This is a genomic window from Methylorubrum sp. GM97 (assembly GCF_024347855.1).
In the GTDB taxonomy this organism is placed as follows: domain Bacteria; phylum Pseudomonadota; class Alphaproteobacteria; order Rhizobiales; family Beijerinckiaceae; genus Methylobacterium; species Methylobacterium extorquens.
Genome location: NZ_AP025942.1, coordinates 4583083 through 4607041, shown reverse-complemented (window position 1 = coordinate 4607041; position 23959 = coordinate 4583083). Strand labels below are relative to the sequence as shown.

The following is a 23959-nucleotide window of genomic DNA, read 5'->3' as shown; positions in this document are numbered from 1 at the left end:
GCGGCCAAAGGAGTCCGGTTCCCAATTTTTTGAAATTTCTGGCGGGTTTCGATCGGCGGGCGATGCGCGGGCTCAAAGGGGGACCCCGTTCACCGCAACGCATTGCAGACATGGCGGGAGACCCTGCGCGTCACACGGGGTCCGCCGTCCCCACGCCTCGCAGCAGCGGCACGAAGGAGACCGGGCCGAAATCGCGGCTCTCGAACCGGTCCCGCCCGCGCCGGGTCAGCCGCAGCAGCGTCTGCCCGCCGGGCGGGCCGACCGGGATGACGAGGCGGCCACGAGGCTTGAGCTGGGCCTTCAACGCCTCGGGGATCGTGGAGCCCGCCGCAGAGACGAGGACCGCGTCGAAGGGCGCGGCCTCCGGCCAGCCCGCATGGCCGTCGCCGACGCGCAGAGACACCGTGAGCCCGAGTGCGGCGAGGCGCGCGCGAGCGGCCTCGCCCAACGCCGCGTGGCGCTCGATGGCGAAGACCTGCGCGCCCATCCGCGCCAGCACCGCCGCTGCGTAGCCGCAACCGGCGCCGACCTCCAGCACCCGGTCGCCGGGCCGCAGGGCCAGCGCCTCGATCATCAGGGCGACGATGTAGGGCTGGGAGATCGTCTGCCCCGCCCCGATCGGCAGCGGCCCGTCGTCGTAGGCCTCCCCCGCCAGAGCGTCCGGCACGAAGGCCTCCCGCGGCACGGCCCGCATCGCATCGAGGACGGCCGCGTCACGGATGCCGCGGGCGACCAGTTGCGTCTCGACCATCCGGGTTCGGGCCGCGGCGTGGTCCGGCACCGTCTCACTCCGTGTCGGCGCCGTCCGTCCCGGCATCGGACGCGCCGTCTTCCGTGGAGGGCGAGGGCGGCAGGTTCGGCGGCGGCAGGCGGCCGGGGCTCGGCGGCGTCGGCAGGCCGGCATCCTCGGTGGCCGGGGGGAGCGGGGCGGGTTTGGTCTCGGGCATCGATCCGTCGCAAGCTGCGGCGGCGCGGGACGCGCGGCCTTCCCTGCTTCAACGCGCAAGAACGCCGCGCGGTGTCCGACCAGGTCCGGCGGCGCCTCGTCGGCCGGGAGAGCGACATCGACATGATCCCCTGTCCCAACCTGTTCGCCGGCTTGCCGGCGCATGCGGATGAAGAACGCTTCGAGACCCTGCTGACGCGTCCCGGCCTGCGGGTCGAGCGCATCGTCTCGACGGGCCAAGCGAGCCCGCCGGGCTTCTGGTACGATCAGGACGAGGACGAGTGGGTCGCGGTGCTTCAGGGCAGCGCCGAACTCCGCTTCGCCGACGAGCCCGCGCCGCGTCTGTTGTCGGCGGGCGATCACCTACTGATCCCGGCGCATCGCCGGCATCGCGTCGAACGCACCCAGAATCCGACGATCTGGCTCGCGGTTCACTGCGCGCCGCGCTGACGCCGCCAACCGGACTGCATCAGGCCGGTGGCTCTCGATCTTTGATTCGACGCGCATTCCAACGAACCGGTTGCCACTGCGTCGGAAGGCGCTCTAACGCGTTGCCTCATGATCGCGTGCCGCATCGAACCGAAGGGACAGATCGAGCCGGAGGGGGAGGGCGTCTGGCGCTCCACCGGCTCCGATCCGCAATTCCGGCTGACCCATCCCCGCGGCGGACGGCTGTTTCCGTTCCGGCTCGCGGGGGGCTGGGTGCGCATCCGTGCCGACCTCGAAGGGCTGGGCCACACGAAGCCGGTACCGCTCCTTTACGTCGATGACGGCTCGGGCTTTCGCGAGGACGAGGCGGTCCGGCTCGAATTACGGGAGGACGGGGGGATCGACGACCTCGTCCGCCTGCCGCGCCGGGTGCGGGGCCTGCGGCTCGATCCGCTCGCCGCGAGCGGGCGGTTCCGCCTCTCGCGGGCGACCCTCGAACCGCTGCGCGGCCCCGCCGCCGCCCTCGCCGTCGCCCGCCGGTTGCGGGCGCGGCTGCCGGAGGAGGAGAGGAGGGGCGGGGCCTTGCTCGGGCGCCTCGGGCGCCTCGCTGTCAGCCGCCCGCCCGCCGCCCTGTGGCGGGCATTCTGGGACAGCGCCCGGCCGCGCCCGGCGGCGGCCTCCTACGCCGCCTGGATCGAGACGATCGAGCGCCCGGCCCTGCCGAGCCTGGAGGCGATGCGGGCGGCGATCGCGGGCTTTCGCGTGCGGCCGCGCATCTCCATCGTCATGCCGGTCTACAACACGCCCAAACCCTATCTGGAGGCGGCGATCGCGAGCATCCGGGCGCAGGCCTATCCCGATTGGGAGCTGTGCCTCTGCGACGACGCGTCGAGCGCGCCCCATATCGCGCCGATGCTGGACGCGCTGGCGGCGGAGGAGCCGCGGGTGCGGCTGCATCGGCGATCGAAGAACGGCGGCATCGTCGCGGCGAGCAACGATGCTCTCGCCTTGGCCACCGGCGACTGGCTCACGCTGATCGACCACGACGACGCGATCCCGCCGCACGCGTTCTACGCGCTCATTGCCGCCCTGAACGCGGATCCGCAGATCGATTTCCTCTACTCGGACGAGGACAAGATCACGGTGGACGGCGAGCGCTACGAGCCGTTCTTCAAGCCGGACTGGTCGCCCGAGACCCTGGAAGCCTGCATGTACACGGCCCATCTGGCGCTCTACCGGATGGATATCGTCGCCCGCATCGGCGCCTTCCGGGCGGAATGCGAGGGCGCGCAGGATTACGATTTCGTCCTGCGCTACACCGAGCACGTCGCCCGCGTGCACCACGTGCCCGAAGTGCTCTACCACTGGCGCGCAATCCCCGGCTCGACCGCCCAGGCCATGGACAACAAGGGCTACGTGGTCGCCGCCGCGGTCCGGGCACTGGAGGACCGGGCGCGGCGCACCGGCGGGCTCGCGAGCGTGCGCCCCACCGCCTTTGCCGGCAGCTTCCACCTGCGCCGGCCGCTCAAGGAGCGGCCCCTGGTCTCGATCGTGATCCCCACCGCCGGGCGCGACAGCGAGGTCCGCGGCCGCACCGTCGATCTCCTGGCCGCTTGCCTCGCCAGCATCCGCGAGCGGACCACCTACGAGGCGATCGAGATCGTGGCGGTCGATAACGGCGACCTGCGGCCAACGACGAAAGAAGCGCTGGAGCGGTACGATGCCCGCTCCGTCACCTGGGACCAGCCGGTCTTCAACGTCGCCGCCAAGATGAATCTCGGGAGCCGTGCGGCCACGGGCGCGGTGCTGATCTTCCTCAACGACGACATCGAGATCATCAGCCCCGACTGGATCGAGGCGATGCTGGCGCTTCTGCAGATCCCCGGCGTCGGCGCGGTCGGCCCCAAGCTCCTGTTCGAGACCGGCGAGTTGCAGCATGTCGGCGTCACGGTGATCGACGCGACGCCGGACCATCCCCGCCGCTCCTACCCGCGGGAAGACCCCGGCCACTTCTTCTCGACCGCGGGCAACCGCAACTACCTCGCGGTGACGGGGGCCTGCGTGATGGTGCGGCGGGCCGAGTTCGAGGCGATCCGGGGCTTCGACGAGGGATTCGCCGTCAACTACAACGACGTCGATCTCTGCCTGCGGCTGTGGGAGCGGGGCCTGCGCAGCGTCTACTGCGCGGAGGTCGAGCTCTACCATTACGAGAGCCGCAACCGGGCCCGCACCGTCGCGGCGGACGAGCAGGCCCGCTTCCGCGCGCGCTGGGCGGAGGCAATCCCGCGTGACCCCTATTACAGCGAGTGGTTCGAGGCACTGCCGCCGACCTTCGAGCTCGATCCGGCGCGGTTTTAGTTTCGAGCGCCGGCTCAGCTCCTCCCTCTCCCCGCGTGCGGGGAGAGGGGGCATTCGGCATCGATCCGCCCACGAAAACAGAGACTTGTCCCCCTCACCGCGAGTTGATCATCTCCTTGATTCGCGCGGCCAGCACTTCCATCACGAAGGGCTTGGTGATGACCTGCATGCCAGGCTCGAGGTGGCCGTTGCCCACCGCCGCGTTCTCGGCGTAGCCGGTGATGAACAGCACCTTCAGGTCCGGCCGAAGGACACGGCCCGCATCGGCGACCTGGCGCCCGTTCATGCCGCCGGGAAGCCCGACATCGGTGACCAGTAGGTCGAGGCGCACGTCCGATTGCAGCACCTTGAGGCCGGCCGGGCCGTCGGCGGCCTCGATCGCGGTGTAGCCGAGATCCTCCAACACCTCCGTGACCAGCATCCGCACCGTCGGCTCGTCATCGACGATCAGCACCGTCTCGCCCTGCTCGGCGCGGGGCGCGGCGGCCAGATCCGGCGCCGCCTCCGGCTCTTCCGCCGCCCCGTAATGGCGCGGCAGGTAGAGGCACATCGTCGTGCCCTGGCCGACCTCCGAGTAGATCCGCACCTGCCCGCCCGATTGGCGCACGAAGCCGTAGATCATCGACAGGCCGAGGCCCGTGCCCTGGCCGATCGGCTTCGTCGTGAAGAACGGGTCGAACGCCTTGGCGATGACGTCCGGGCTCATGCCGGTGCCGGAATCGGTCACGCAGAGCGAGAGGTACTGGCCGGGATCGAGGTCGCGCTCCTTGGCGCCGCGGTCGTCGAGCCACTTGTTGGCGGTCTCGATGGTGATGCGCCCGCCATCCGGCATCGCGTCGCGGGCGTTGATGCAGAGGTTCAGCAGCGCGTTCTCGAGCTGGCTCGGATCGACCAGCACCGACCACAGCCCGCCCGCGGCCACCACTTCGAGGGTGATCGACGGGCCGATGGTGCGGCGGAGCAGATCCTCCATGCCCATCACCAGCCGGTTCACGTCGGTGGGCTTCGGGTCCAGGGTCTGGCGCCGCGAGAAGGCGAGCAGGCGGTGGGTCAGCGCCGCCGCGCGCTTGGCGGCGCCCTGCGCGGCGTTGACGTAGCGGTCGATCTCGGTGATCCGCCCCTGCGCGAGGCGGGTCTGCAGCAGTTCGAGCGAGCCGGTGATGCCGGTGAGCAGATTGTTGAAGTCATGGGCGAGCCCGCCGGTGAGCTGGCCCACCGCCTCCATCTTCTGGCTCTGGCGCAGGGCCTCCTCGGTCCGCATCAGCTCGGCGGTGCGGGCCAAGACCTGCTGCTCCAGGCTCGCGTTGAACGCCTCCAACTGCGCCTTGGCACGCAGCTCGCCCTCGATGTTGCGCGCCTCGATCACCGTGCCGATCGGCGTGCCGCCCTCGTCGCGGATCGGGCTCGCGGTGAAGGCGACGGGATAGAACGAGCCGTCGCGGTGGACGAAGATCTCCTGGCCCTGCTCCTGGTTGTTCTCGGGAAAGGCCTGATCGATCGGGCATTCGTGGAGCGGATAGGGGCTGCCGTCCGGCCGGGTATGGTGGACGACGTCGTGCAGCGCCTTGCCGTGCGTCTCGTCCAGGCTGTAGCCGGTCAGCCGCTCGGCAGCGCGGTTCATGTAGGCGCAGTGCTGGCGCTCATCCATCATGAAGATCGCCTGCGTCGCGTTGTCGAGCACCGCGTCGAGGCGGCGGGTGGCCTCGACGAGACGCTCCTCGGTCGCCTTCCGCGCGGTGATGTCGATGGCGCTGCCGACGCCGCGCAGGCAGCGGCCCTCCGCGTCAAACACGCCGCGCCCCTTGGCCGCGACCCAGCGGACCGTGCCGTCGGCGCGGCCGATCGCGCGGAACTCCTCGTCGTAGAAGGCCCGGGCCACGGGATCGAGGGCGGCGGCGAAGGCGGCGGTGACCCGCGCCCGGTCGTCCGGGTGGAGGCCGTCGGCGAAGTCGTCGAGGGTCACGTCCGCGTCAGGCGCCAGCCCGAACATCGCCTTGATCCGCGGCGGCCAGAACAGGGTGCCGGCCCGCGGATCGAAGTCCCACAGGCCGATCTCGCCGCTCTCGACGGCGAGCCGCAGGCGCTCCTCACTCTCGGCGAGCGCGAGCTCGGCGGCGCGGCGCTCCTCGATGTCGACCACCGAGCCGATATAGCCGAGGAAGCTCCCGTCGGCGGCAAAGCGCGGGCTCGCGGTGTCGATCGCCCACCGGTAGACGCCGTCGCGGCGGCGCAGGCGGTACTCGAGGCTGAAGCCCTCGTGCCGGGCATTCGCCCGCAGGAAAGTGTCGCCCGACCAGCCGCGATCGTCCGGATGCACCGCCTCGAGCCAGCCGAGGCCGAGGGCCTGCGCCTCGTTCTGGCCGGTGAAGTCGTACCAGCGCCGGTTGAGATACTGGCAGGCGCCGTCCGGGCCGGTCACCCACATCATCACCGGCGCGTCGTCCGCCATGGTGCGGAAGCGCGCCTCGCTCTCGGCGAGCGCCGCATTGCCGGTGATCCGCTCGGTCACGTCCGAGCCGTCGACGAACACGCCGGTGATCGTCCCGGCCGCGTCCCGCATGGGCTGGTAGACGAAATCGAGGAAGCGCCGCTCCGGCATGCCGCCGGGCACGCGCAGGATCGTCACCGGTGCGCCGTGCGCCGTGTGAGTGCGGCCGGTGGAGAACACGTCGTCGAGCAGCTCGAAGAAGCCCTGGCCCTCGATTTCCGGCAGAGCCTCCCGCACGGGCCGACCGAGAACGTCGCGATGGGCGATGAGTTGGCGATAGGCGGCGTTGGCGAAGGCGAAGGCGTGGTCGGGCCCGTCGAGCACCGCGACGAAGCTCGGCGACTGCTCGAACAGCCGCGCGAAGCGCTCGCGCTCGGCATGCATCTGCCGGCCGGCCCGCACCGAGGCGGTGGTCTCCGAGCAGGCGCAGAACATGCCCGCGACCGTGCCGTCCTCGATCCGCACCGGCGTATAACCGAAGGCGAAGTGGGTCTCCTCCGGGTAGCCGTTGCGATGCATCGTGAGGGCGATGTCATCCATATGCGTGCCCTCGCCCGCATAGGCCCGCGACAGGATCGGCCCCACCTGGTCCCAGATGTCGTGCCACACCTCGTCGAACGCCTGCCCCAGCGCGCGCGGGTGGCGGGCGCCGCACATCGGTGCGTAGCCGTCGTTGTAGAGGGTGACGTGCGCCTCGCCCCAAACGATCAGCATGGGCTGTTGCGAGCCGAGCATCACGCCGACCAGAGTCTTGAGCGCCGCCGGCCACGCCTCCGGGCTCCCGAGCGGCGTCGCCGCCCAGTCGATCCCTCGGATCAGCGCGCCGGCCTCGCCGCCGCCGTCGAGGAAGAAGGGCCCGTCGCTCACGCGGTGCGCCTCCGGCACGACGGATGCCGTCCGCCGGAACGCGGAAGGGATCGGAGGACGGGCAAAGGGAGAGGTCTCGGGCGGGCGGGCAGGGGCAAGGAATGGGGCAAGGGAAAAGCGGGACCGTATGTTCGACAGCGTTCAACGCGGGAACCAGCCAGCCGTGCCATCGCTGGGTGCAGGAAGCTGAAACGAGAACCTCCCGGACCCATGCCATGGCGCGAACCGGTGGCGATGCCAAGGCAGCCGGCCGAGAAGTTCGATCGACCCGTTGCTCGCGTCGGTTCGCTGCGACGGCTTTGAGGACGCATGCGCGGTTGCAAGCACCTTGCGCGGGCGCACCCGCAGCGTCAGCATCCGAGGCAGGCAAGAGCCGCCCGGTCAGGCTTCCTGCAACCCGGCATGACGCCTAAGGAAAGCCTTTCGTGGACGCACTGCCTTCCTTCTACGACGACCTCGACGGCTTCCGCGCCGAGGGCTGGCGCTGCCTCGCCGACGGCGTGGGACACCGGCACAGCCCGTTCCACACGCCATCTCTCGCGACCGTCGATGCGGCGGGCCGTCCGCGGCTACGCACCGTGGTCCTGCGCGCGGCGGAGGCCGGGGCGGGCGCCTTGCGCTTCCACTGCGACCAGCGCTCGGACAAGGCGCGGGAGATCGCCGAGAACGGGCTGGCCGCCCTCCACGTCTACGACGGCCGAGCCAAGCTCCAGCTCCGCGTCGAGGGGCGGGCACGCCTGCACCTTGACGACGCGCTCGCCGACGCCGCCTGGGCCGCCGCGCTAACCATGAGCCGGGTCTGCTACGGGGTCGAACCCGCCCCCGGCACCGCGCTCGCCAGGGGCGACGCCTACGCCATGCCCGACGAGGACCCGGACGCGCGCCTCGGCCGCGAGAATTTTTGCGCGGTGGTGTTCACGGCCGAGCGGCTGGACCTGCTCTACCTCGACCGGCGCGGGCACCGGCGGGCGGTTTTTTCCCGGGAGGGCGAGGGTTGGATGGGGACGTGGGTTGCGCCTTAGGGTCCCAACCCAGTCAGATTGGTTCTGCAGGGGCCGCTTTCGACCCTGAGAAGCCATTCAGTATGCTACCAACGAAGGGCTGCTGAGGGAGGTACAGCGGACCTCCGGGGCCTCTGCCGGCGAGACGGAGAGGCTTGGTCGTTGCAATGAATTCTGGAGCTTCAAGGGAGCCGACGCTCCAGAGTGCCGCCCCATTCCACGGGAAGAGTTCACCCACTTCCCGGACCACGGCGCATCATCAGCGCTTCTGGCCGCCGGGCTCAAATTCGTTGATGCGGTAGGCCATCGCGGGTGCCAGTCGTGCGATATGCGGCTGCCATTGTGCCCTCAGCGCGAGGTAAGTCTCCAATCTTGCCTCATCGGGTGTCGTCTCCACCCCAGCTGCCGAGAGTCGCCTAAGAGCCTCTGCAAAGCGGGCGCGCCATGCCTCGCTCTCAGCGTTGTTCACATCAGCTGGGGCCGGCAGGCTCCCGGGCAGAAATGTCGTTTCGAGCGTGACAACGAGCAGTATGGCAACGCGCCAGATTGCATCCACGGCGGCGGTCTCCTTCAGCCATGCTGCCTGCCGGTCTGCGACCCCACTGCGGATCAGTGACACGGTGTCGAGAGCGATAAATGCCTGTGCTGAGACCGAGTAGAAGGGCTGCCGGAAGCGGAAGTAGAACAGCACAGGATAGAAGTGGTGCGTCTCCTTCATTTCGGCCATGGATGCTGCGGTGTCGGCTAAGTGGCTGTAACCTGAACTGAACTGCCCCTGTGGCCCGAGCCGCGCCAGGAGTTCGGCGGCATCCGACGTTTCACCCGCCAAGAGATGCAATTTCAATCCGAGCGCGTTGCGCTGCCGAAGCGCACTGTAAACCTGCATGACGTATGTAAGAACCAACGACGTCGCCGACATCCCGACGAGCGAGTTCACGAGATAGAGGACGCGATAGGCGTCCGTGACCGGCTTGAAGTCGCTGGCTCCTACGATCGCCATGCTGCTACCGCCGGCATAGAGGGCGGTCATGAAGTCGGCCGGCGTCTCCCCGGTGCTCGCTCGAACGGCGGTCCCGAGCGCGGGGTGGATGATCAGGCCGGCTCCGAGGGTCAGCCCCAGTGCCCAGAGCAGGACGTAGGCGATGAGGATGACCGGGCCGCAGAAGGAGAGCACAGCGTCCCGCCTCTGCCCGAACCTACCGGCGGCACGACGGAAGATTGCCCAGGTGAGATGGGCAACCCTGTCCGCGATCAGGCCTGTCCCGATGCGCGCGTAGAGGACCGTCAGGAAAATGTCGGCGAGGACGAGGCCCATGACGAGCGCGCCCAACGCTTGTTCGAGGACCGACAGCATTGGGCTTGCGTCCCTCCAACCTCAAGCGTTGGCCAGCGTCCAGGGACGCATCGCCTCCGGGCCGGTGATGTCGGGTGGCGGCTTGAAGTCGCGTGCGGCACCTCGCATTGCCTTCACGGGACGGCGAAAGCCGCTGCGGCGGCGGTAATCCTGCCGGACCTTCTGGGACGGGGTGAGAGGTGCTTCCGAGAGATTTCGCGCGCAGATCACGTCTATGGCTGTGACGCCGGCCAAAGCCATAAGGGCGATCTGCACATTGTCCTTGCGCGGATTATTGCCTTCAAGCCCTGGCAGGATCGTGGCGATATCGAGCGCATCTCCCGCGACGCGCGCCGAGATCCACGGTGTCGGATCGCGCGAGCCCAAGATCCCGGCACCCTGTATGAGTTCGCGCACCCCGTAGGCCTGAATGACCGGGGCCGCGCGCGGCATTCCGAGCCAGCGAGCAATGGCACTGCCAAACGCGACTTCGGTCAGACCGAGGCCGACCGAGAACCAGCCTAGGCCGTGGGCGAGCTGCTTGGTTGCAGGATCCGGTCGACGGCGCGGGTCCGAGGTGAGGTAACTCGGCAGGGAGTAGGGTACAGGCGCGCGCGCGCGGTCGCCTTGAGACATGGCATCGGACATGCTGACTTCCTCGGTGCCGCAATGAGGGAGGAGGAGCAGGCCCGCCGCACTGCGACGAGCTACGGAGCCAATCAGGGCCGAAGCACAACCTTGATGCAGTTATCCTTCTTGTCGCGGAAGGTCTTGTACATCTCGGGCCCTTGATCGAGCCTGACCCGATGGGTGATGACGAAGGAGGGGTCGATCTGCCCGTCGTCGATGCGCTTGACGAGGTCATCCGTCCACCGGTTCACGTGCGTTTGCCCAGTGCGGATGGTCAGCCCCTTGTTCATCAGGGCTCCCATCGGCAGCTTGTCGACAAGCCCGCCGTAGACACCCGGGATCGAAATGATGCCAGCGGGACGACAGACATAGATCATCTCGCGCAGGACTGCGGCGCGGTCGCTCTCCAACATCACGGCCTGCTTCAGTCGGTCGTAGGCGTGTTCGAGAGCGCGCGGCGAATGCGCCTCCATACCGACGGCATCGATGCACTTCTCTGGACCTTTGCCATCGGTCAACTCATTGAGGCGTTCGACTACGCTCTCCTGCGCGTTGTCGACAGTTATGGCCCCTCCCGCGCGTGCCATCTCAAGGCGCTCGGGCACGCTGTCGATGCAGACCACCTGCTTGGCCCCGAGAAGGAGCGCGGAGCGCAATGTCATCTGGCCAACTGGACCTGCGCCCCAGATCGCAACCGTATCGGTCGGCTGAATGTCGGCTTGCACGGCCGCCTGCCAGCCGGTTGGGAAGATGTCACCGAGGAACAGCACCTGCTCGTCGCTCAGGTGCTCCGGCACCTTGATGTGGGTCTTGTCGGCAAAGGGCACGCGGACGTACTCGGCTTGTCCGCCCTGGTAGCCACCGGTGAGGTGGGTGTAGCCGAACAGGCCCGCAGTGGTGTGTCCGAAGACCTTGTCGGCGACATGCTTGTTGCGGTTCGAGCGTTCGCAGACGGAGAAGTAGCCGCGCTTGCACTGGTCGCACTCGCCACAGATGATCGTGAACGGCACAACGATGCGCTCACCCTTCCTGAGAGCGCCGTTGACCCCTTTTCCCATCTCGACGACTTCACCCATGAACTCGTGGCCCATCACGTCGCCCTTCTCCATGCCGGGCATGACGTGGTCGTAGAGGTGCAGGTCCGAACCGCAGATCGCACAAGTGGTCACCTTGATGATCGCATCGCGCTCGTCCTCGATCTTGGGGTCAGGGACCGTGTCGCAGCGAATGTCCTCAGTGCCGTGCCAGACCAGTGCTCTCATGGGAATTCTCCGCAACAAATAGGAATTATTGCGAGTAACTTGCAGGCCATACATTGAATCTAATTTTTATTTGCCTCTATAACATAAGACCAAACGAGCATGACCTTTTATTGCATGTGTCACCTTGACAGTAATCAAGGGCCCTAACGGGGCTGAACGTCTTCAGAAAGCCCCTCAGAAACTTTGGCATTATTTGCAATGATATAATGTAGCGCAAATGCACACTTGAGTGGGCGTTGCCACACTAGGCACGCGCCTGTGCGTCACAGCGAACGTCTGCTTCCGATGGCAATGCGGTCCCTTGCGGCCGTCTGGTTGAATGCCTGCTCTCCACCCTCACCAGTCCTTCAGGCAGCCAAGCCAATCAAGTTTCGCCCTCAGCCCACAGCCGCCATCCGCGCGAACCCGGCCTCCAGATCCGCCTTCAGATCTTCCGGGTCCTCCAGACCGATATGGAAGCGGAGCGCCGAGCCGTCCGGCGGCCAGCGGGTGGCGGTGCGGTAGACGGTCGGGTCGAAGGGGATGACGAGGCTCTCGAAGCCGCCCCAGGAAAAGCCCATCCCGAACAGTTCGAGCCCGTCGAGGAAGGCGGCGAGCGCCTCCTCCGAGACCGGCTTGAGGATCACCCCGAACAGGCCCGAGGCGCCGGAGAAGTCGCGCTTCCAGATCGCGTGGCCGGGATCGTCCGGCAGGCCCGGATGCAGCACCCGCAGCACCTCCGGGCGGGCCTGGAACCACTCGGCCATGGCCAAGCCGCGGGCGCCGTGCTCGCGCAGGCGCAGACCCATAGTGCGCAGTCCCCGGAGACCCAAAAAGATGTCCTCGGGGCCGGGGCAATTGGCAAAGTGCTCGTAGGTGCGCTTGAGCGCCGGGTAGTACGCGGCGTTGGCCGAGACGAGGCCGAGCAGCAGGTCCGAGCCGCCGCTGAGATACTTGGTACCGGCCTCCACCGCGAGATCGACGCCGCGCTCGTGCGGCGGGAACAGCAGCGGCGTCGCCCAGGTGTTGTCCATCACCACCGCGCCACCGCGGGCATGCATCGCCTCGGCGATGGCCGGCACGTCCTGCATCTCGAAGGTCTGCGAGCCCGGTGCCTCCACGAGCACCGCCCGCGTGTTGTCGCGCATCAGCCCGGCAATGCCCGCCCCGATCAGCGGATCGTAGTACTCGACCTCGACGCCGTAGCGCTTCAGCACGCCGTCGCAGAAGATGCGGGTCGGGCGGTAGGCGGAATCGGTGACGAGGAGGTGGTCGCCCGCGCTGACGCAGGTCATCAGCGCCAGCGTCAGCGCCGAGAGGCCGGACGGCGCCAGCACCGTGCCCGCCGCCCCCGCGATCTCGCTCCACGCCTCGCACAGGGCGTCCATCGTCGGCGTGCCGGAGGTGCCGTAATTGTAACGCCCGCGCCGGTGCTTGATGTCGTCGTAAGTGGGGTAGAGGACCGTCGAGCCGCGATAGATCGGCGTGTTGACGAAGCCGTGCTGGGCCGACGGGTCGCGCCCGGCGAGCACGAGGCGGGTGTCGGCGCCGAAGCGACCGCGGTCGCGGGGGGGAGAGTTGGACATCGGCCTCGGGAGGATGAGAGGGGCTTCGCGTTGAAGCCCTTTCAGCCTCCCGGGACCGGACGCGTCAAGGCGGTCTCGGTTCGCCTCGGGCGTCCTCACGCTGCCGGATCGTCGGTCGCGGCCTCCTCGTAGGCCTGGATCCAGGCCGCGCGATCCTCGGAGCCCTCCGCATAGGGGCACTCATCGATGCTCTTGCCGTAGAGCCGCGCGTTGCGCCCCTGGATGAAGGGGCTGTCGCTCGCCGTCGCCTGCTCGTTCATGGCCAGATCCTGTTCCGGATGTCCTGAATAGGGCCGGTCCGCAGCGGGCCCGGCCGTCCGGTTCATTAACGACACCGCGCGCATCCTGTTTCCGGGGCCGCTGTTCACGGTCCCGCGTACCCTGCGTATCGAGTTCCCCATCGTGAGCATCCTGCGCGTCATCACCTTCGGCACCATCACCGGCCTCGGCACGCTCTCGGTCGTTCTCGTGAGTGCGGACCGGCTCATGCATCAGGCGGTCGCCGCCGTGCCGGCCCCGACGATCGCGCGGGCCGCCCCGATCCTGCCCGATCCCGTCACGACCGGCACGGTGACGCAGGGGCCGGCGGCCGAGACGAAGAAGGAGCGCATGCTCACCGGCTTCGACACCGAGCGCCTCAACGCCCTGATGCGCGGCGAGACGCCGGCAGCCCCCGCCCGCAAGCGCTGACCGCGCGCCCAGTCCGGGCTACAAGCGGCGCCCCGCCACGCCGCCGCTCGTGCAATCTTGGGCCTGATCTACGCGCTCGCCGCCTATCTGAGCTGGGGCCTCGTCGTCCCCGTGCATTTCCGGCTTCTCGACGGTATCCCGCCGGGCACGATCCTGGCGCAGCGCATCGCATGGTCGGCGCTGCTGGTGGTCGGCCTGATCGCGCTGCTGCGCAAGCGGCTCGCCAACCCGTTCCCGCTGCGGCCGCGCCATGGCGGGCTCGTCGTCTCGGCGGGCCTGATCGCGATCAACTGGATGCTCTACCTCGTGGCGGTGTCGAGCGGGCACATGCTCGATGCGAGCCTGGGCTACTTCATCAACCCGCTGGTCTCGGTGGCGCTTGGCGCCCTCGTCCTCGGCGAGCGCCTGCGCCCGGTCCAGGTGGTGGCGGTGGCCATCGTCGTGCTCGGCGTGGTGATCGCGGTGGCGATGGCGGGGCGCCTGCCGCTGCTGTCGCTCGGGCTCGCGGTCACCTTCGCGCTCTACGGGCTGGTGCGCAAACTCGTCGCCGTCGATGGCACCGTCGGCTTCTGCGCCGAGACCTTCCTGCTCCTGCCCGCGGCTCTGGCCTATCTCGCCTTCGTCGCGCCCCCGGTGCCCGACGACGCCCGCACTTGGGCGCTTCTGGCGCTCACGGGCGTGACGACGGCCCTGCCGCTGATCTGGTTCGCCGCCGCGGCGACCCGGCTGACGCTCGCGACCCTCGGGCTGATGCAGTACATCGCGCCCTCCTGCCTGATGGGGCTCAGCACGCTGGTCTACGGCGAGACCCTGACGCCGGACCGCCTCGTGCTGTTCGGGCTGATCTGGCTGGCGCTGATGCTCTACGCCTACGATGCGATCCGCCACGAGCGCAGGCGCCGCGCCGCGTTGACGACGGGATCGGCAGGAGAGAGGCGATGATCCGGCTCAACCGCATCACCGACATCTCGGGAATCCGCGTCGGCCACGCGGAAGACGAAAGAATCGCGAGCGGCGTCACCGCGCTCGTATTCGACACGCCCTTCACCTGCGCGGTGGACGTGCGCGGCGGCGGCCCTGGTACCCGCGAGACCGACCTGCTCGATCCCGCCGCTACGGTGCAGGCGGTCGACGCCCTCGTGCTGGCGGGTGGCTCGGCCTTCGGGCTCGACGCCGCCGCCGGCGTGGTCGCCCATCTGCGGGAGGCGGGGCGCGGCTTCGCGGTCGGCGACGTGCGCGTACCGATCGTGCCGGGCGCGATCCTGTTCGACCTGCTCAACGGCGGCGACAAGGGGTGGGGCCGGTTCCCGCCCTATCGCGAACTCGGCTACGCGGCGGCGCTCGCCGCGCAGGACGGCGCCTTCGCCCTCGGCTCGGTCGGGGCGGGGCTCGGGGCCCGCACCGCCAACCTCAAGGGCGGCCTCGGCTCGGCTTCGAGCGCGGTGCCGGGGCTGCCCGCGCAGGTCGGCGCCCTGGTGGCGGTCAACGCCTTCGGCCGGGTGACGATGGGGCAGGGGCCGCATTTCTGGGCCGCACCGTTCGAGCGCGACGGGGAGTTCGGTAGCCTCGGCCTGCCGCAGCAGGTTCCCGACGACGCCCTCTCGTGGCCGCGCGAGCCGCTCCCCGGCGCCAACACCACGCTGGCGGTCGTCGCCACCGACGCGGCGCTCACCAAGGCACAGGCCAAGCGCCTCGCCATCGCCGCGCAGGACGGGCTCGCCCGGGCGATCCACCCCGCCCACACGCCGCTCGACGGTGACGTGGTGTTCGCGGTTGCCACCGGCGCGGTGCTGCTCGGCGATGAGGTGGCCGATCTCGCCCGCCTCGGCGCGGCGGCGGCCGAGACGCTGGCGCGGGCGGTCGCCATCGGCGTCCACGCGGCGACCCGGCTGCCATGCCTGGACCTGCCGGCCTGGCGGGAACTCTAGCCGTTCGGGATCCCAAAGGGATCATCCCTTTGGCGGGGTGGCGGGGCAGAGCCCCGCCTTCCCTTCACCGGGGCTCTGCCCTGGCCCCCGGATTACAGGTTCGTGTAGTTCGGACCGCCCGGGCCCTCCGGGGTGACCCAGTTGATGTTCTGGTTCGGGTCTTTGATATCGCACGTCTTGCAGTGGACGCAGTTCTGCGCGTTGATCTGGAAGCGCACGCCGTCGCTGGCGGACTTGTCCTCCACCCACTCGTAGACGCCGGCCGGGCAGTAGCGGCTCGACGGGCCGCCGTAGACGTCGTGCTCGGACCGCTTCTGCAGCTCCATATCCTTCACCTTGAGGTGGGGCGGCTGATCCTCCTCGTGGTTGGTGTTCGACAGATACACCGAGGAGAGCCGGTCGAAGGTGAGCTTGCCGTCCGGCTTCGGGTAGGTGATCGGCGTCACCTCGGAGAGGGGCTTGAGGCAGGCGTGATCCGGCTTGCCGTGGCCTAGCGTCCCGAACAGCGAGGCGTTGGCGATCGTGTTCATCCACATGTCGAGCCCGCCGAGCCCCACGCCGACGAGCGTGCCGTATTTCGACCAGAGCGGCTTGACGTTGCGCACCGGCTTGAGGTCTCGTCCGATCGGGCTGTCGCGCCAGCCCTCCTCGTAGGCGGTCAGCTCATCGCCCTGGCGGCCGGCGACGAGCGCGTCGAAGATCGCGTCCGCCGCCTGGATGCCGGACAGGATCGCGTTGTGCGAGCCCTTGATGCGCGGCACGTTCACGAAGCCGGCGGAGTCGCCGACGAGGCAGCCGCCGGGGAAGACGAGCTTGGGCACCGATTGCCAGCCGCCCTCCATGATCGCACGCGCGCCATAGCCGATGCGCTTGGCCCCCTCGAAGGTCTCGGCGATCATCGGGTGGGTCTTGAAGCGCTGGAACTCCTCGAACGGCGACAGGGTCGGGTTCTCGTAGTTCAGGTGCGTCACGAAGCCGACCGAGAGCAGGTGGTCGTCGAAATGGTAGAGCCACGAACCGCCGCCCGCCTTGTTCGGCAGCGGCCAGCCCATCGTGTGCTGCACCAATCCCGGCTCGAACTTGTTCGGCGCGAGTTGCCACAGCTCCTTGACGCCCAGTCCGTATTTCTGGTGGTCGCTGTTGCGATTGAGCCCGAACCGTTCGATCAGCGTCTTGGTGAGCGAGCCGCGCGCGCCCTCGCCGAACACCGTGTACTTGGCCCGCAGCTCCATACCGCGGGTGAAGTCGTCGCGCGCCTCGCCGGTGCGGGAGATGCCGAGATCCCCCGTGGCGATGCCGGTGACGATGCCGCGCTCGTCGTAGAGCACTTCGGAGGCCGGAAAGCCGGGATAGATCTCGACGCCGAGACCTTCCGCCTTGGCGCCGAGCCACTTCACGGTGTTCGAGAGCGAACCGACGAAATTACCGTGGTTCGACAGCAGCTTGGGGAAGAACACGTTCGGCATGGTGACGCCGCTGTTCTTCGTGAGGAACAGGAACTCGTCGCGCTCCACCGCCGTCTTGAGCGGCCGGTCGGGATCGTCGCGCCATTCGGGCAGCAGCGTGTCGAGGCCGAGCGGATCGACCACGGCGCCGGAGAGGATGTGCGCGCCGACCTCGCCGCCCTTCTCGACGACGACGACCGAGAGTTCCTCACCCTTCTCCGCGGAGAGCTGCTTGAGGCGGATCGCGGCGGCGAGGCCGGCGGGTCCCGCGCCGACGATCACCACGTCGAAATCCATGCCTTCGCGTTCGGGCAGCGCCATCCTCATTCCTCCTGCGGCCGTTCGGGCATCGGGCGCCGCTCCGGCTCGATTCATTGTCAAGATGTCTCTCAAGCGATTCCAAGGTAAGAAGGCAAGGCCGTTCGGGTAGCGGCAGGCAGGCGCAGGGGGATGCCAGGGGCATGCGGAGGGCGAGCGTGCGACGATCCGCAGGACGCATCCGGGCGTTGTCCACAGGTCGCTCCCACGCCACATGGAAACGATGACGGCAAACCACGCGGATACCGACGCCAGAGGCGACCTGATCTCCTACCTCGACTTCCATGTCGCGGCAGGCGTCGACGCGGTCCTCGACGAGCAGCCCCACGACCGCTTCGCCGAGGCCGAGTCCGTTCGGGCCGAGGCCGCCTTGCAGGCTGAGCCGGCCACACGCCGCGAGCCCCTAGAATCACGCCGCGAGCCCCTTGAACCACGCCGTGAGCCCCTCCCACCACGCCGTGAGGCCCTCGAACCGCGCAGCGAGTCGCCGCAGCGTGACGCTCCCTCCGCGGAAGAGCCGCCCCTGGCGTTCCGGCGTGAGCTGCCGAGCCGCGACGCGCCCGCGCGCGAGCCGCCCCGCACCTATGGCAACGCGGCCGGCGCCAAGCCCGGCGAGGCGGCGGACGATGCGCGGGCACGGGCCGCGCAGATGAAGACTCTTGAGGAATTGGAAGAGCTGCTGCGCGGCTTCGAGGGCTGCGGCCTGCGCTTCACCGCCAAGAACCTCGTCTTCGCCGACGGCAATCCGCAGGCGCGGGTGATGTTCGTCGGCGAGGCGCCGGGGGCCGACGAGGACCGGATCGGCAAGCCGTTCATGGGACGCTCCGGCCAGCTTCTCGACCGGATGATGGCGGCGATCGGCCTCGACCGGACGAGCGCCTACATCTCCAACGTCGTGCCCTGGCGCCCGCCGGGCAACCGCAACCCGACCCCGCAGGAGATCTCGATCTGTCGCCCCTTCGTCGAGCGTCAGATCGAACTCGCCAACCCCGACATCCTCGTCTGTCTCGGCGCGCCCGCAACCCAGACGCTGACCGGCACCAAGGACGGTATCCTCAAGGCGCGCGGACGCTTCTACCCGTATCGCCTCGGCGACGGCCGCGAGATCCGGGCGCTCGCCACGCTCCATCCGGCCTACCTGCTACGCCAGCCGGTGCAGAAGCGCCTCGCCTGGCGCGACTTCCGGATGCTGAAGAGCGCCCTCGACGGGAGCGCCGCGGGCAAGTAGGCGGGGGGCGGCTCAAGCGGAACCGTATCCTCCGCCTCGCCATTCTAGAAATCAGGTCCGGAATCCCGATGAGGCCGGGCGAGACGCGGGGCGGCGGGAGACTTTATGCGCTGGGACGATTTTCGCGCCTCTGAGAACGTCGAGGACCGGCGCGGCGAGGGCGGCGGCGGGGGCGGCTTCCCCGGCGGCGGCATGGGCGGCCTCGGCATCGGCACGATCGTCGTCGTGCTGCTGATCTCCTGGGTCACCGGCATCAACCCGGCGATCCTGCTCGGCGGTGCGCAGCAGATGACCGGCGGCGGGCAGCAGCGCGAGCAGCGGGTCGATCCCGAAACGCAGGCCCGGCGGGGCGAGGCGCCGACCGATCGCGCCGGCCAGTTCGCCTCGAAGATCCTCGGCAACACCGAGGATGTGTGGAACGAGATCCTGCCGAACCAGACCGGGCGGCCATACAAGCCGACGACGATGGTGCTCTACCAGGGCGGCACCCGTTCGGGCTGCGGCATGGCTCAGGCCGCGATGGGGCCGTTCTACTGCCCGCTCGACAAGAAGGTCTATATCGACCTCGGCTTCTTCAAGGAGATGCAGACCAAGTTCGGCGTGAAGGGCGATTTCGCCTACGCCTACGTCATCGCCCACGAGGTCGGCCACCACGTGCAGGACGTGCTCGGCATCCTCGGCAAGGTGCAGAGCCGCCAGCAGAACGCGAGCAGCAAGACGGAAGCGAACCAGCTCTCCGTGCGCGTCGAGCTGATGGCCGACTGCCTCGCCGGCGTCTGGGCCAAGAACTCGAACGACCGCTGGAACGCCCTCGACCAGAACGACATCAAGGAGGCGCTCAACGCCGCCAGCGCCATCGGCGACGACAAGCTGCAGGAAAAGTCGCAAGGCTACGCCGTGCCGGATTCCTTCACCCACGGCTCCTCCGAGCAGCGGATGCGCTGGTTCATGACCGGCTACAAGAGCGGACAGACCAAGTCCTGCGACACCTTCCGCGCCAGCCGCGGCTGATCTTTTTTGGAACTTGGGAAGGCGGATATGGCCGAGACCGCGCGCGAGCTGATGCTCGCCGGAAAGCCCTATCGCGGCGACGATCCGGAACTGATCGCGCTTCGCAACGCCGCCAAGCGGCGGCTCCTGCGGCTCAACGCCATGGAGCCCGAGGATGCGGCCGGCCGCGAGGCGGTGATCCGCGAGCTTCTCGGATCGGCGGGACGCAACCCGACGATCTGCCCCGGCTTCGCCTGCGACTACGGCGGCAACATCACGGTCGGCGACGACTTCTTCTGCAACTTCAACTGCGTCTTCCTCGACTGCGCCCCGATCACCATCGGCCACCGCGCGCAGATCGCCCCGATGGTGCAGCTCTACACCGCCGAGCACCCGCTCGACCGCACCGCGCGGGCCGCGTTCTGGGAATCGGCCCGGCCCATCACCATCGGCGACGACGTGTGGATCGGCGGCGGCGCGATCGTGCTGCCCGGCATCACCGTCGGCGACGGGGCGGTGATCGGCGCGGGCGCGGTGGTGACCCGCGACGTGGCGCCCTACGCGGTCGTGGCGGGAAACCCGGCAAAGGTCGTGAAGTGGACGAAGGAGTGAGCGAGGCAGCCGGCTGGCGGCCAGTTGGCCTTGCTCAGCGGCCGATAGCGACGGTGAGCTGCACGCCCGAGGCCTTTTGCACCGTCCGAAGGACACCGAACAGGTTGGTCGCTGTTGGATTGCCGGTCGGACCGAGCATCCGCATCAGGCTCTTCGACGATGTGCCGGTCTCTTGCGACAGCCGCTCGAAGCCAATCGTCGCGTTGATGTAATCGCGCAGAACGGACTTGCCGGTCTCGATATCGCCCGCGAGGAGTTGGTCCACTGCCTCGGTGAGCAGGGCGTCACGGAATGCCGGGTCGCGCTCGGCCCTTGCCTTCACGGTGTCCTTGAAGCTGCGCGTCAGGGCCATCAGCCCGTCTCCTTTTTCCGGCGCCTGTAGTCCGCCCAATGGGCCCGTGCCTCGGCGATGTCGTCCTGTTGCCGGCGCTTGGTGCCGCCGCAGAGCAGGATGATCAGCAGATCCCCATCGCGCCCGAAATACAGTCGGTAACCGGGCCCCCAAGCAATCCGATACTCCTGCACACCATCGCCGACCGACTTCACATTCGACAGGTTGCCCGCTTCCATGCGCGCCAGCGCAACGGTCACCTTGGCCGCCGCCTGGGGATCAAGGTCGTCGAACCAAGAGGCGAAGGGACTGCGGCCGCTCCCGTCCAGAAACTCCTGAATCTCCATCCAGAATAGTACCTTAAAAGTTACCATTCAAGACAATTTAGGGCCCGGAAACGCCGTGCGCACGCCACTCATGGAGTGTCGGCGCGCTACTCCACCCGCACCCAGCCCTGAGGCATCAGCCGCTCCTGCGGCTTGAACTTGGCCTTGTAGTCCATCTTGCGGGAGCCATCGACCCAGTAGCCGAGATACAGATACGGCAGGCCGAGGGCCCGGGCCCGGCGGATGTGGTCGAGGATCATGTAGGTGCCGAGGCTGCGGCTCGCCTCGTCGGGATCGTAGAACGAGTAGACCATCGACAGGCCGTCGGCGAGAACGTCGGTGAGGCAGACCGCGACGGGTGCGCCGACGCCGCGGCCATGGATCGCGCTGTCGGGGCCGCGCTCGCGGTAGACCACGAGGTGCGTATCGACGTGGCTGTCCTCGATCATCATCGCGTAATCGAGCACCGTCATGTCGACCATGCCGCCATCGCCGTGGCGGGCATCGAGATAGCGGCGGAACAGGGCGTATTGCTCGGAGGCCGGACGGTTGGGCTCCGGCGTGCCGATGAGTTCGGCATTGCGCTGGAGGATGCGCCGCTGGCTCCCGGTGATGGCGAAATCCTCCACCACCACCCGCACCGAGACGCAGGCGCGGCAGGTCTCGCAGGCCGGACGGTAGGCGATGGTCTGCGAGCGGCGGAAGCCGCCCTGGGTCAGGATCTCGTTGAGGTCCCGAGCCCGCCGCCCCACGAGGTGGGTGAACACCTTCCGCTCCTCCTGGCCCGGCAGGTAGGGGCAAGGGGAGGGCGCCGTCAGGTAGAACTGCGGTGTGTCGCGCGGATGGCTCGTCACGCTAGGTAGGCTCGCCCTCGGGGCCACGACATCGAACGGTGGCCCCGCAGCCAATGTAACGGGATCGACGCGGGGCTCAACCGGATTGATGGGTATGACGCCGGCTTTCCGCCGCCATCCCCTTACCCGAACGGGGGATCAGTCGCGCACGACGGCCAGACCGAGCAGCAGGTCGTGGCCGAGACGCCGGTCGGAGCGGACGAGGCCGAACACCACGTCGATGCACCAGAGCAGGAAGGTCGAGATCGCCACGTAGAACAGCAGCGCGTGGATGCCCGCGGTCAGGAAATCCACCGGACGCCCGCTCTCGGGCGCCACCACGCGCAGGCCGAGCATGCGCATCCCCAGCGTGCTCTGCTTGGGACCGCCCACCGTGATCGCGCTGTAGAGGATGCCGCTGACGCCGAGGATCGGGAACAGCATCCAGGCAAAGCCGAAGGTCAGCACGCCGAGGATCGCGATCGCCGTGGCGAGCACGGCCGTGAACACGAAGATGAAGGCGAGATCGAGCAGGTAGGCGATCGTGCGCCCGCCGAGGCTCGCCCGCACATACGGCACGGGAAATCCGCCCTGGCCCGGCATGCCCGCCGGGTTGGTGTAGCCGGGGTGATAACCGGGCTGAAAATCCGTCATGGCCGCCGCTTCCTCGACCGTTGCGTGCACGTTCGAACAAGTGGGGAGACGGCGGGGCGCTGCCAAGAGCCGGGCCGCGAGGCCCAGCGACGCCTCGATGTCCGGTCCCGCCCTCACCGGGCCCCGGATCGGCGGCCTCGGCCTCGGGCGTCGTCAGGTAGTAGCGCCTGAGCAGGTAGAGCGAGGCACCGCTCACCGGCCCTTGCTCGGTCGTCACCGCGCCGAGGTCGTCGCCGGCATCGAAATGGCAGACGAGGAAGCGGGGCCGGGTCGCCTCGGCCTTGGCGAGCGCGCTGGTGCCGCCGACGAGGCGGTAATCGACCCGCACGCTGCCGCGGCTCGCGCCCGATCCCACCCGCAACAGGTCGATTTCGGCGCCGGGCGGGGCGAGCGCCGGCACCGCCCGGCGGCAGAGCGTCGCCCGGCGCGCGTCGAGCGCCGTGTCGCAGCCGAATCCGGCCGCGAGCCAGAGGATGACGGCGCCCGCCAGCGCCGCCCGCTCGATGCGGACCAAGGTCGTCGCGCCCGAAATCGTCGCGTCTGGGGTCGGCCCGTCAGGCGCCCGCGCGCAGGCGCTCGGCGACGCGGGGGGCGTAGTAGGTCAGCACCCCGTCGGCGCCCGCCCGCTTGAAGGCGAGCAGGCTCTCGGTCATGGCGCGGTCGCCGTCGAGCCAGCCGTTGCGGGCGGCGGCCTCGATCATCGCGTACTCGCCCGACACCTGATAGGCGAAGGTCGGCACACCGAACTCCGTCTTCACGCGGGTGATGATGTCGAGATAGGGCAGGCCGGGCTTGACCATCACCGAGTCGGCACCCTCGGCGAGGTCGAGGGCCACCTCGCGCAGGGCCTCGGCCGCATTGCCGGGATCCATCTGGTAGGTGCGCTTGTCGCCGACCAGCGCCGCGCTGGTGCCGATGGCGTCGCGGAACGGCCCGTAGAACGCGCTGGCGTATTTCGCGGCGTAGGCCATGATCTGAACATCGCGAAAGCCGGCCCGGTCGAGACCGGTGCGGATCGCGCCGACGCGCCCGTCCATCATGTCGGAGGGGGCGATGATGTCGGTGCCGGCCTCGGCCTGGATCAGGCTCTGCTCGACCAGCACCGCCACGGTCTCGTCGTTGAGGATGGCGCCGGCCTCGATCAAGCCGTCATGGCCGTGGCTGGTATAGGGGTCTAGCGCGACATCGGTCATCACGCCGATCTCGGGGACGGCCCGCTTCACCGCCCGCACCGCCCGGCAGACGAGGTTTTCGCGGTTCAGCGCCTCGGAGCCGGTCGGATCGCGCAGGGACGGCTCGGTGTAGGGGAAGAACGAGATCGCCGGGATGCCGAGCCGCGCGGCGCGCTCGGCCTCGCGCACGATCTCGTCTACGCTCAGGCGCTCGACGCCGGGCATGGAGGCGATCGGCTCGCGGCGCTTCTCGCCCTCGATCACGAAGAGCGGCCAAATCAGGTCATCGACGGTGAGGCTATGCTCGCGCACGAGGCGGCGCGACCAATCCGCCTTGCGGTTGCGGCGCGGGCGCTGGGTCAGGCTCAGCGGCCCCGCACCGGGGGCGGCTTCGCGCGCGGTCTCGATGGCGAGCGGGCGCGGGGTGGCGTCAGACATGAGCCTCAGGACTCCGGTTGCTCCAGGACGTTCTCGAACCGAAGGGGAGACCGGTTCGGTGCGGCGGAGCGCATCACGACAAAGACGTCAAAGCCAGGCCCGACCGCAAGCCCGG

Annotated in this window: 23 protein-coding genes; 9 read left to right on the top strand and 14 right to left on the bottom strand. The window is 68.8% G+C overall.

From position 1 onward, the window contains the following. Window positions 1–130: 130 nt before the first annotated feature. Together MSPGM_RS21510 and MSPGM_RS21505 are read right to left on the bottom strand one after the other, a co-directional pair. Window positions 131–751: a protein-L-isoaspartate(D-aspartate) O-methyltransferase gene (locus MSPGM_RS21510; RefSeq protein ID WP_015857439.1), complete on the bottom strand. Its 621-nt coding sequence runs from the start codon at window positions 749–751 to the stop codon at window positions 131–133. A 34-nt stretch (window positions 752–785) separates the two neighbouring features. Then, entirely contained in the window at window positions 786–947 is a 162-nt protein-coding gene (locus tag MSPGM_RS21505) for a hypothetical protein (protein ID WP_015857438.1), read from the bottom strand. A gap of 71 nt (window positions 948–1018) precedes the next feature. On the opposite strand from MSPGM_RS21505, the gene MSPGM_RS21500 reads away from it, so the two are divergent. Then, entirely contained in the window at window positions 1019–1396 is a 378-nt protein-coding gene (locus MSPGM_RS21500; protein WP_003607822.1) for a cupin domain-containing protein, read from the top strand. Between the two features lie 108 nt (window positions 1397–1504). Beyond that, a complete protein-coding gene (locus MSPGM_RS21495) occupies window positions 1505–3733 on the top strand; it encodes a glycosyltransferase family 2 protein (RefSeq protein ID WP_015857437.1) in 2229 nt (742 codons plus the stop codon). Between the two features lie 94 nt (window positions 3734–3827). Here the strand turns inward: MSPGM_RS21495 and MSPGM_RS21490 are convergent, their stop codons facing one another. Then, the gene (locus MSPGM_RS21490) at window positions 3828–7088 is read right to left on the bottom strand and encodes a PAS domain S-box protein (protein ID WP_003604870.1); all 3261 of its coding nucleotides are present in this window, start codon (window positions 7086–7088) and stop codon (window positions 3828–3830) included. Between the two features lie 425 nt (window positions 7089–7513). Between MSPGM_RS21490 and MSPGM_RS21485 the strand changes: the two genes are divergently transcribed. Then, a complete protein-coding gene (locus MSPGM_RS21485) occupies window positions 7514–8110 on the top strand; it encodes a pyridoxamine 5'-phosphate oxidase family protein (RefSeq protein ID WP_003604871.1) in 597 nt (198 codons plus the stop codon). Between the two features lie 238 nt (window positions 8111–8348). Here MSPGM_RS21485 and MSPGM_RS21480 read toward each other — a convergent pair whose 3' ends face one another. The 5 genes from MSPGM_RS21480 to MSPGM_RS21460 all read right to left on the bottom strand — a co-directional run bounded on the left by MSPGM_RS21480 (window position 8349) and on the right by MSPGM_RS21460 (window position 13139). Beyond that, a complete protein-coding gene (locus MSPGM_RS21480) occupies window positions 8349–9443 on the bottom strand; it encodes a hypothetical protein (protein ID WP_003604872.1) in 1095 nt (364 codons plus the stop codon). Window positions 9444–9464: 21 nt separating this feature from the next. Continuing rightward, on the bottom strand, window positions 9465–10070 hold the full coding sequence (locus tag MSPGM_RS21475; RefSeq protein WP_003604873.1) for a hypothetical protein: 606 nt from the start codon (window positions 10068–10070) through the stop codon (window positions 9465–9467). A gap of 71 nt (window positions 10071–10141) precedes the next feature. Continuing rightward, window positions 10142–11314, bottom strand: coding sequence for a zinc-dependent alcohol dehydrogenase (locus MSPGM_RS21470; protein ID WP_012605619.1), 1173 nt, complete (start codon window positions 11312–11314; stop codon window positions 10142–10144). A gap of 377 nt (window positions 11315–11691) precedes the next feature. After that, a complete protein-coding gene (gene metC / locus MSPGM_RS21465; RefSeq protein WP_003606727.1) occupies window positions 11692–12879 on the bottom strand; it encodes a cystathionine beta-lyase in 1188 nt (395 codons plus the stop codon). Between the two features lie 95 nt (window positions 12880–12974). Next, window positions 12975–13139, bottom strand: coding sequence for an Rmf/CrpP family protein (locus MSPGM_RS21460; RefSeq protein ID WP_012255363.1), 165 nt, complete (start codon window positions 13137–13139; stop codon window positions 12975–12977). A 142-nt stretch (window positions 13140–13281) separates the two neighbouring features. Between MSPGM_RS21460 and MSPGM_RS21455 the strand changes: the two genes are divergently transcribed. From MSPGM_RS21455 to MSPGM_RS21445, 3 genes are read left to right on the top strand one after another with little or no spacing between them, the layout of a single operon-like run. Then, on the top strand, window positions 13282–13569 hold the full coding sequence (locus MSPGM_RS21455) for a hypothetical protein (RefSeq protein ID WP_003606728.1): 288 nt from the start codon (window positions 13282–13284) through the stop codon (window positions 13567–13569). 57 nt (window positions 13570–13626) lie between these two features. Then, window positions 13627–14511: an EamA family transporter RarD gene (rarD, locus tag MSPGM_RS21450; RefSeq protein ID WP_003606729.1), complete on the top strand. Its 885-nt coding sequence runs from the start codon at window positions 13627–13629 to the stop codon at window positions 14509–14511. Further along, window positions 14508–15497: a P1 family peptidase gene (locus tag MSPGM_RS21445; protein WP_209688297.1), complete on the top strand. Its 990-nt coding sequence runs from the start codon at window positions 14508–14510 to the stop codon at window positions 15495–15497. The genes rarD and MSPGM_RS21445 overlap by 4 nt, the downstream gene beginning before the upstream one ends. 92 nt (window positions 15498–15589) lie before the next feature. On the opposite strand, the gene MSPGM_RS21440 is transcribed toward MSPGM_RS21445, so the two are convergent. Next, the gene (locus MSPGM_RS21440) at window positions 15590–17263 is read right to left on the bottom strand and encodes an electron transfer flavoprotein-ubiquinone oxidoreductase (RefSeq protein WP_003607293.1); all 1674 of its coding nucleotides are present in this window, start codon (window positions 17261–17263) and stop codon (window positions 15590–15592) included. 211 nt (window positions 17264–17474) lie between these two features. Between MSPGM_RS21440 and MSPGM_RS21435 the strand changes: the two genes are divergently transcribed. The 3 genes from MSPGM_RS21435 (at window position 17475) to MSPGM_RS21425 (ending at window position 20090) form a co-directional block, all read left to right on the top strand. Beyond that, entirely contained in the window at window positions 17475–18488 is a 1014-nt protein-coding gene (locus tag MSPGM_RS21435) for a uracil-DNA glycosylase (protein ID WP_015857434.1), read from the top strand. Window positions 18489–18593: 105 nt separating this feature from the next. Further along, window positions 18594–19499 carry a neutral zinc metallopeptidase gene (locus MSPGM_RS21430; RefSeq protein WP_003606570.1) on the top strand — a complete coding sequence of 302 codons (906 nt, stop codon included), beginning with the start codon at window positions 18594–18596 and terminating at the stop codon, window positions 19497–19499. Window positions 19500–19526: 27 nt separating this feature from the next. Beyond that, window positions 19527–20090, top strand: coding sequence for a sugar O-acetyltransferase (locus MSPGM_RS21425; RefSeq protein ID WP_003606572.1), 564 nt, complete (start codon window positions 19527–19529; stop codon window positions 20088–20090). A 34-nt stretch (window positions 20091–20124) separates the two neighbouring features. On the opposite strand, the gene MSPGM_RS21420 is transcribed toward MSPGM_RS21425, so the two are convergent. The 5 genes from MSPGM_RS21420 to hemB form a co-directional block, all read right to left on the bottom strand. Next, the gene (locus MSPGM_RS21420; RefSeq protein WP_003606573.1) at window positions 20125–20442 is read right to left on the bottom strand and encodes a DNA-binding protein; all 318 of its coding nucleotides are present in this window, start codon (window positions 20440–20442) and stop codon (window positions 20125–20127) included. After that, entirely contained in the window at window positions 20442–20768 is a 327-nt protein-coding gene (locus MSPGM_RS21415; RefSeq protein ID WP_003606574.1) for a type II toxin-antitoxin system RelE/ParE family toxin, read from the bottom strand. The genes MSPGM_RS21420 and MSPGM_RS21415 overlap by 1 nt, the downstream gene beginning before the upstream one ends. Window positions 20769–20854: 86 nt before the next feature. Further along, a complete protein-coding gene (locus MSPGM_RS21410; protein WP_003606575.1) occupies window positions 20855–21601 on the bottom strand; it encodes an arginyltransferase in 747 nt (248 codons plus the stop codon). Window positions 21602–21739: 138 nt separating this feature from the next. Next, complete coding sequence (locus MSPGM_RS21405; RefSeq protein WP_003606576.1) at window positions 21740–22234, bottom strand: RDD family protein; 495 nt, start codon at window positions 22232–22234, stop codon at window positions 21740–21742. Between the two features lie 554 nt (window positions 22235–22788). Then, window positions 22789–23844, bottom strand: coding sequence for a porphobilinogen synthase (gene hemB / locus MSPGM_RS21400; RefSeq protein WP_003605713.1), 1056 nt, complete (start codon window positions 23842–23844; stop codon window positions 22789–22791). Between the last annotated feature and the right edge of the window lie 115 nt (window positions 23845–23959).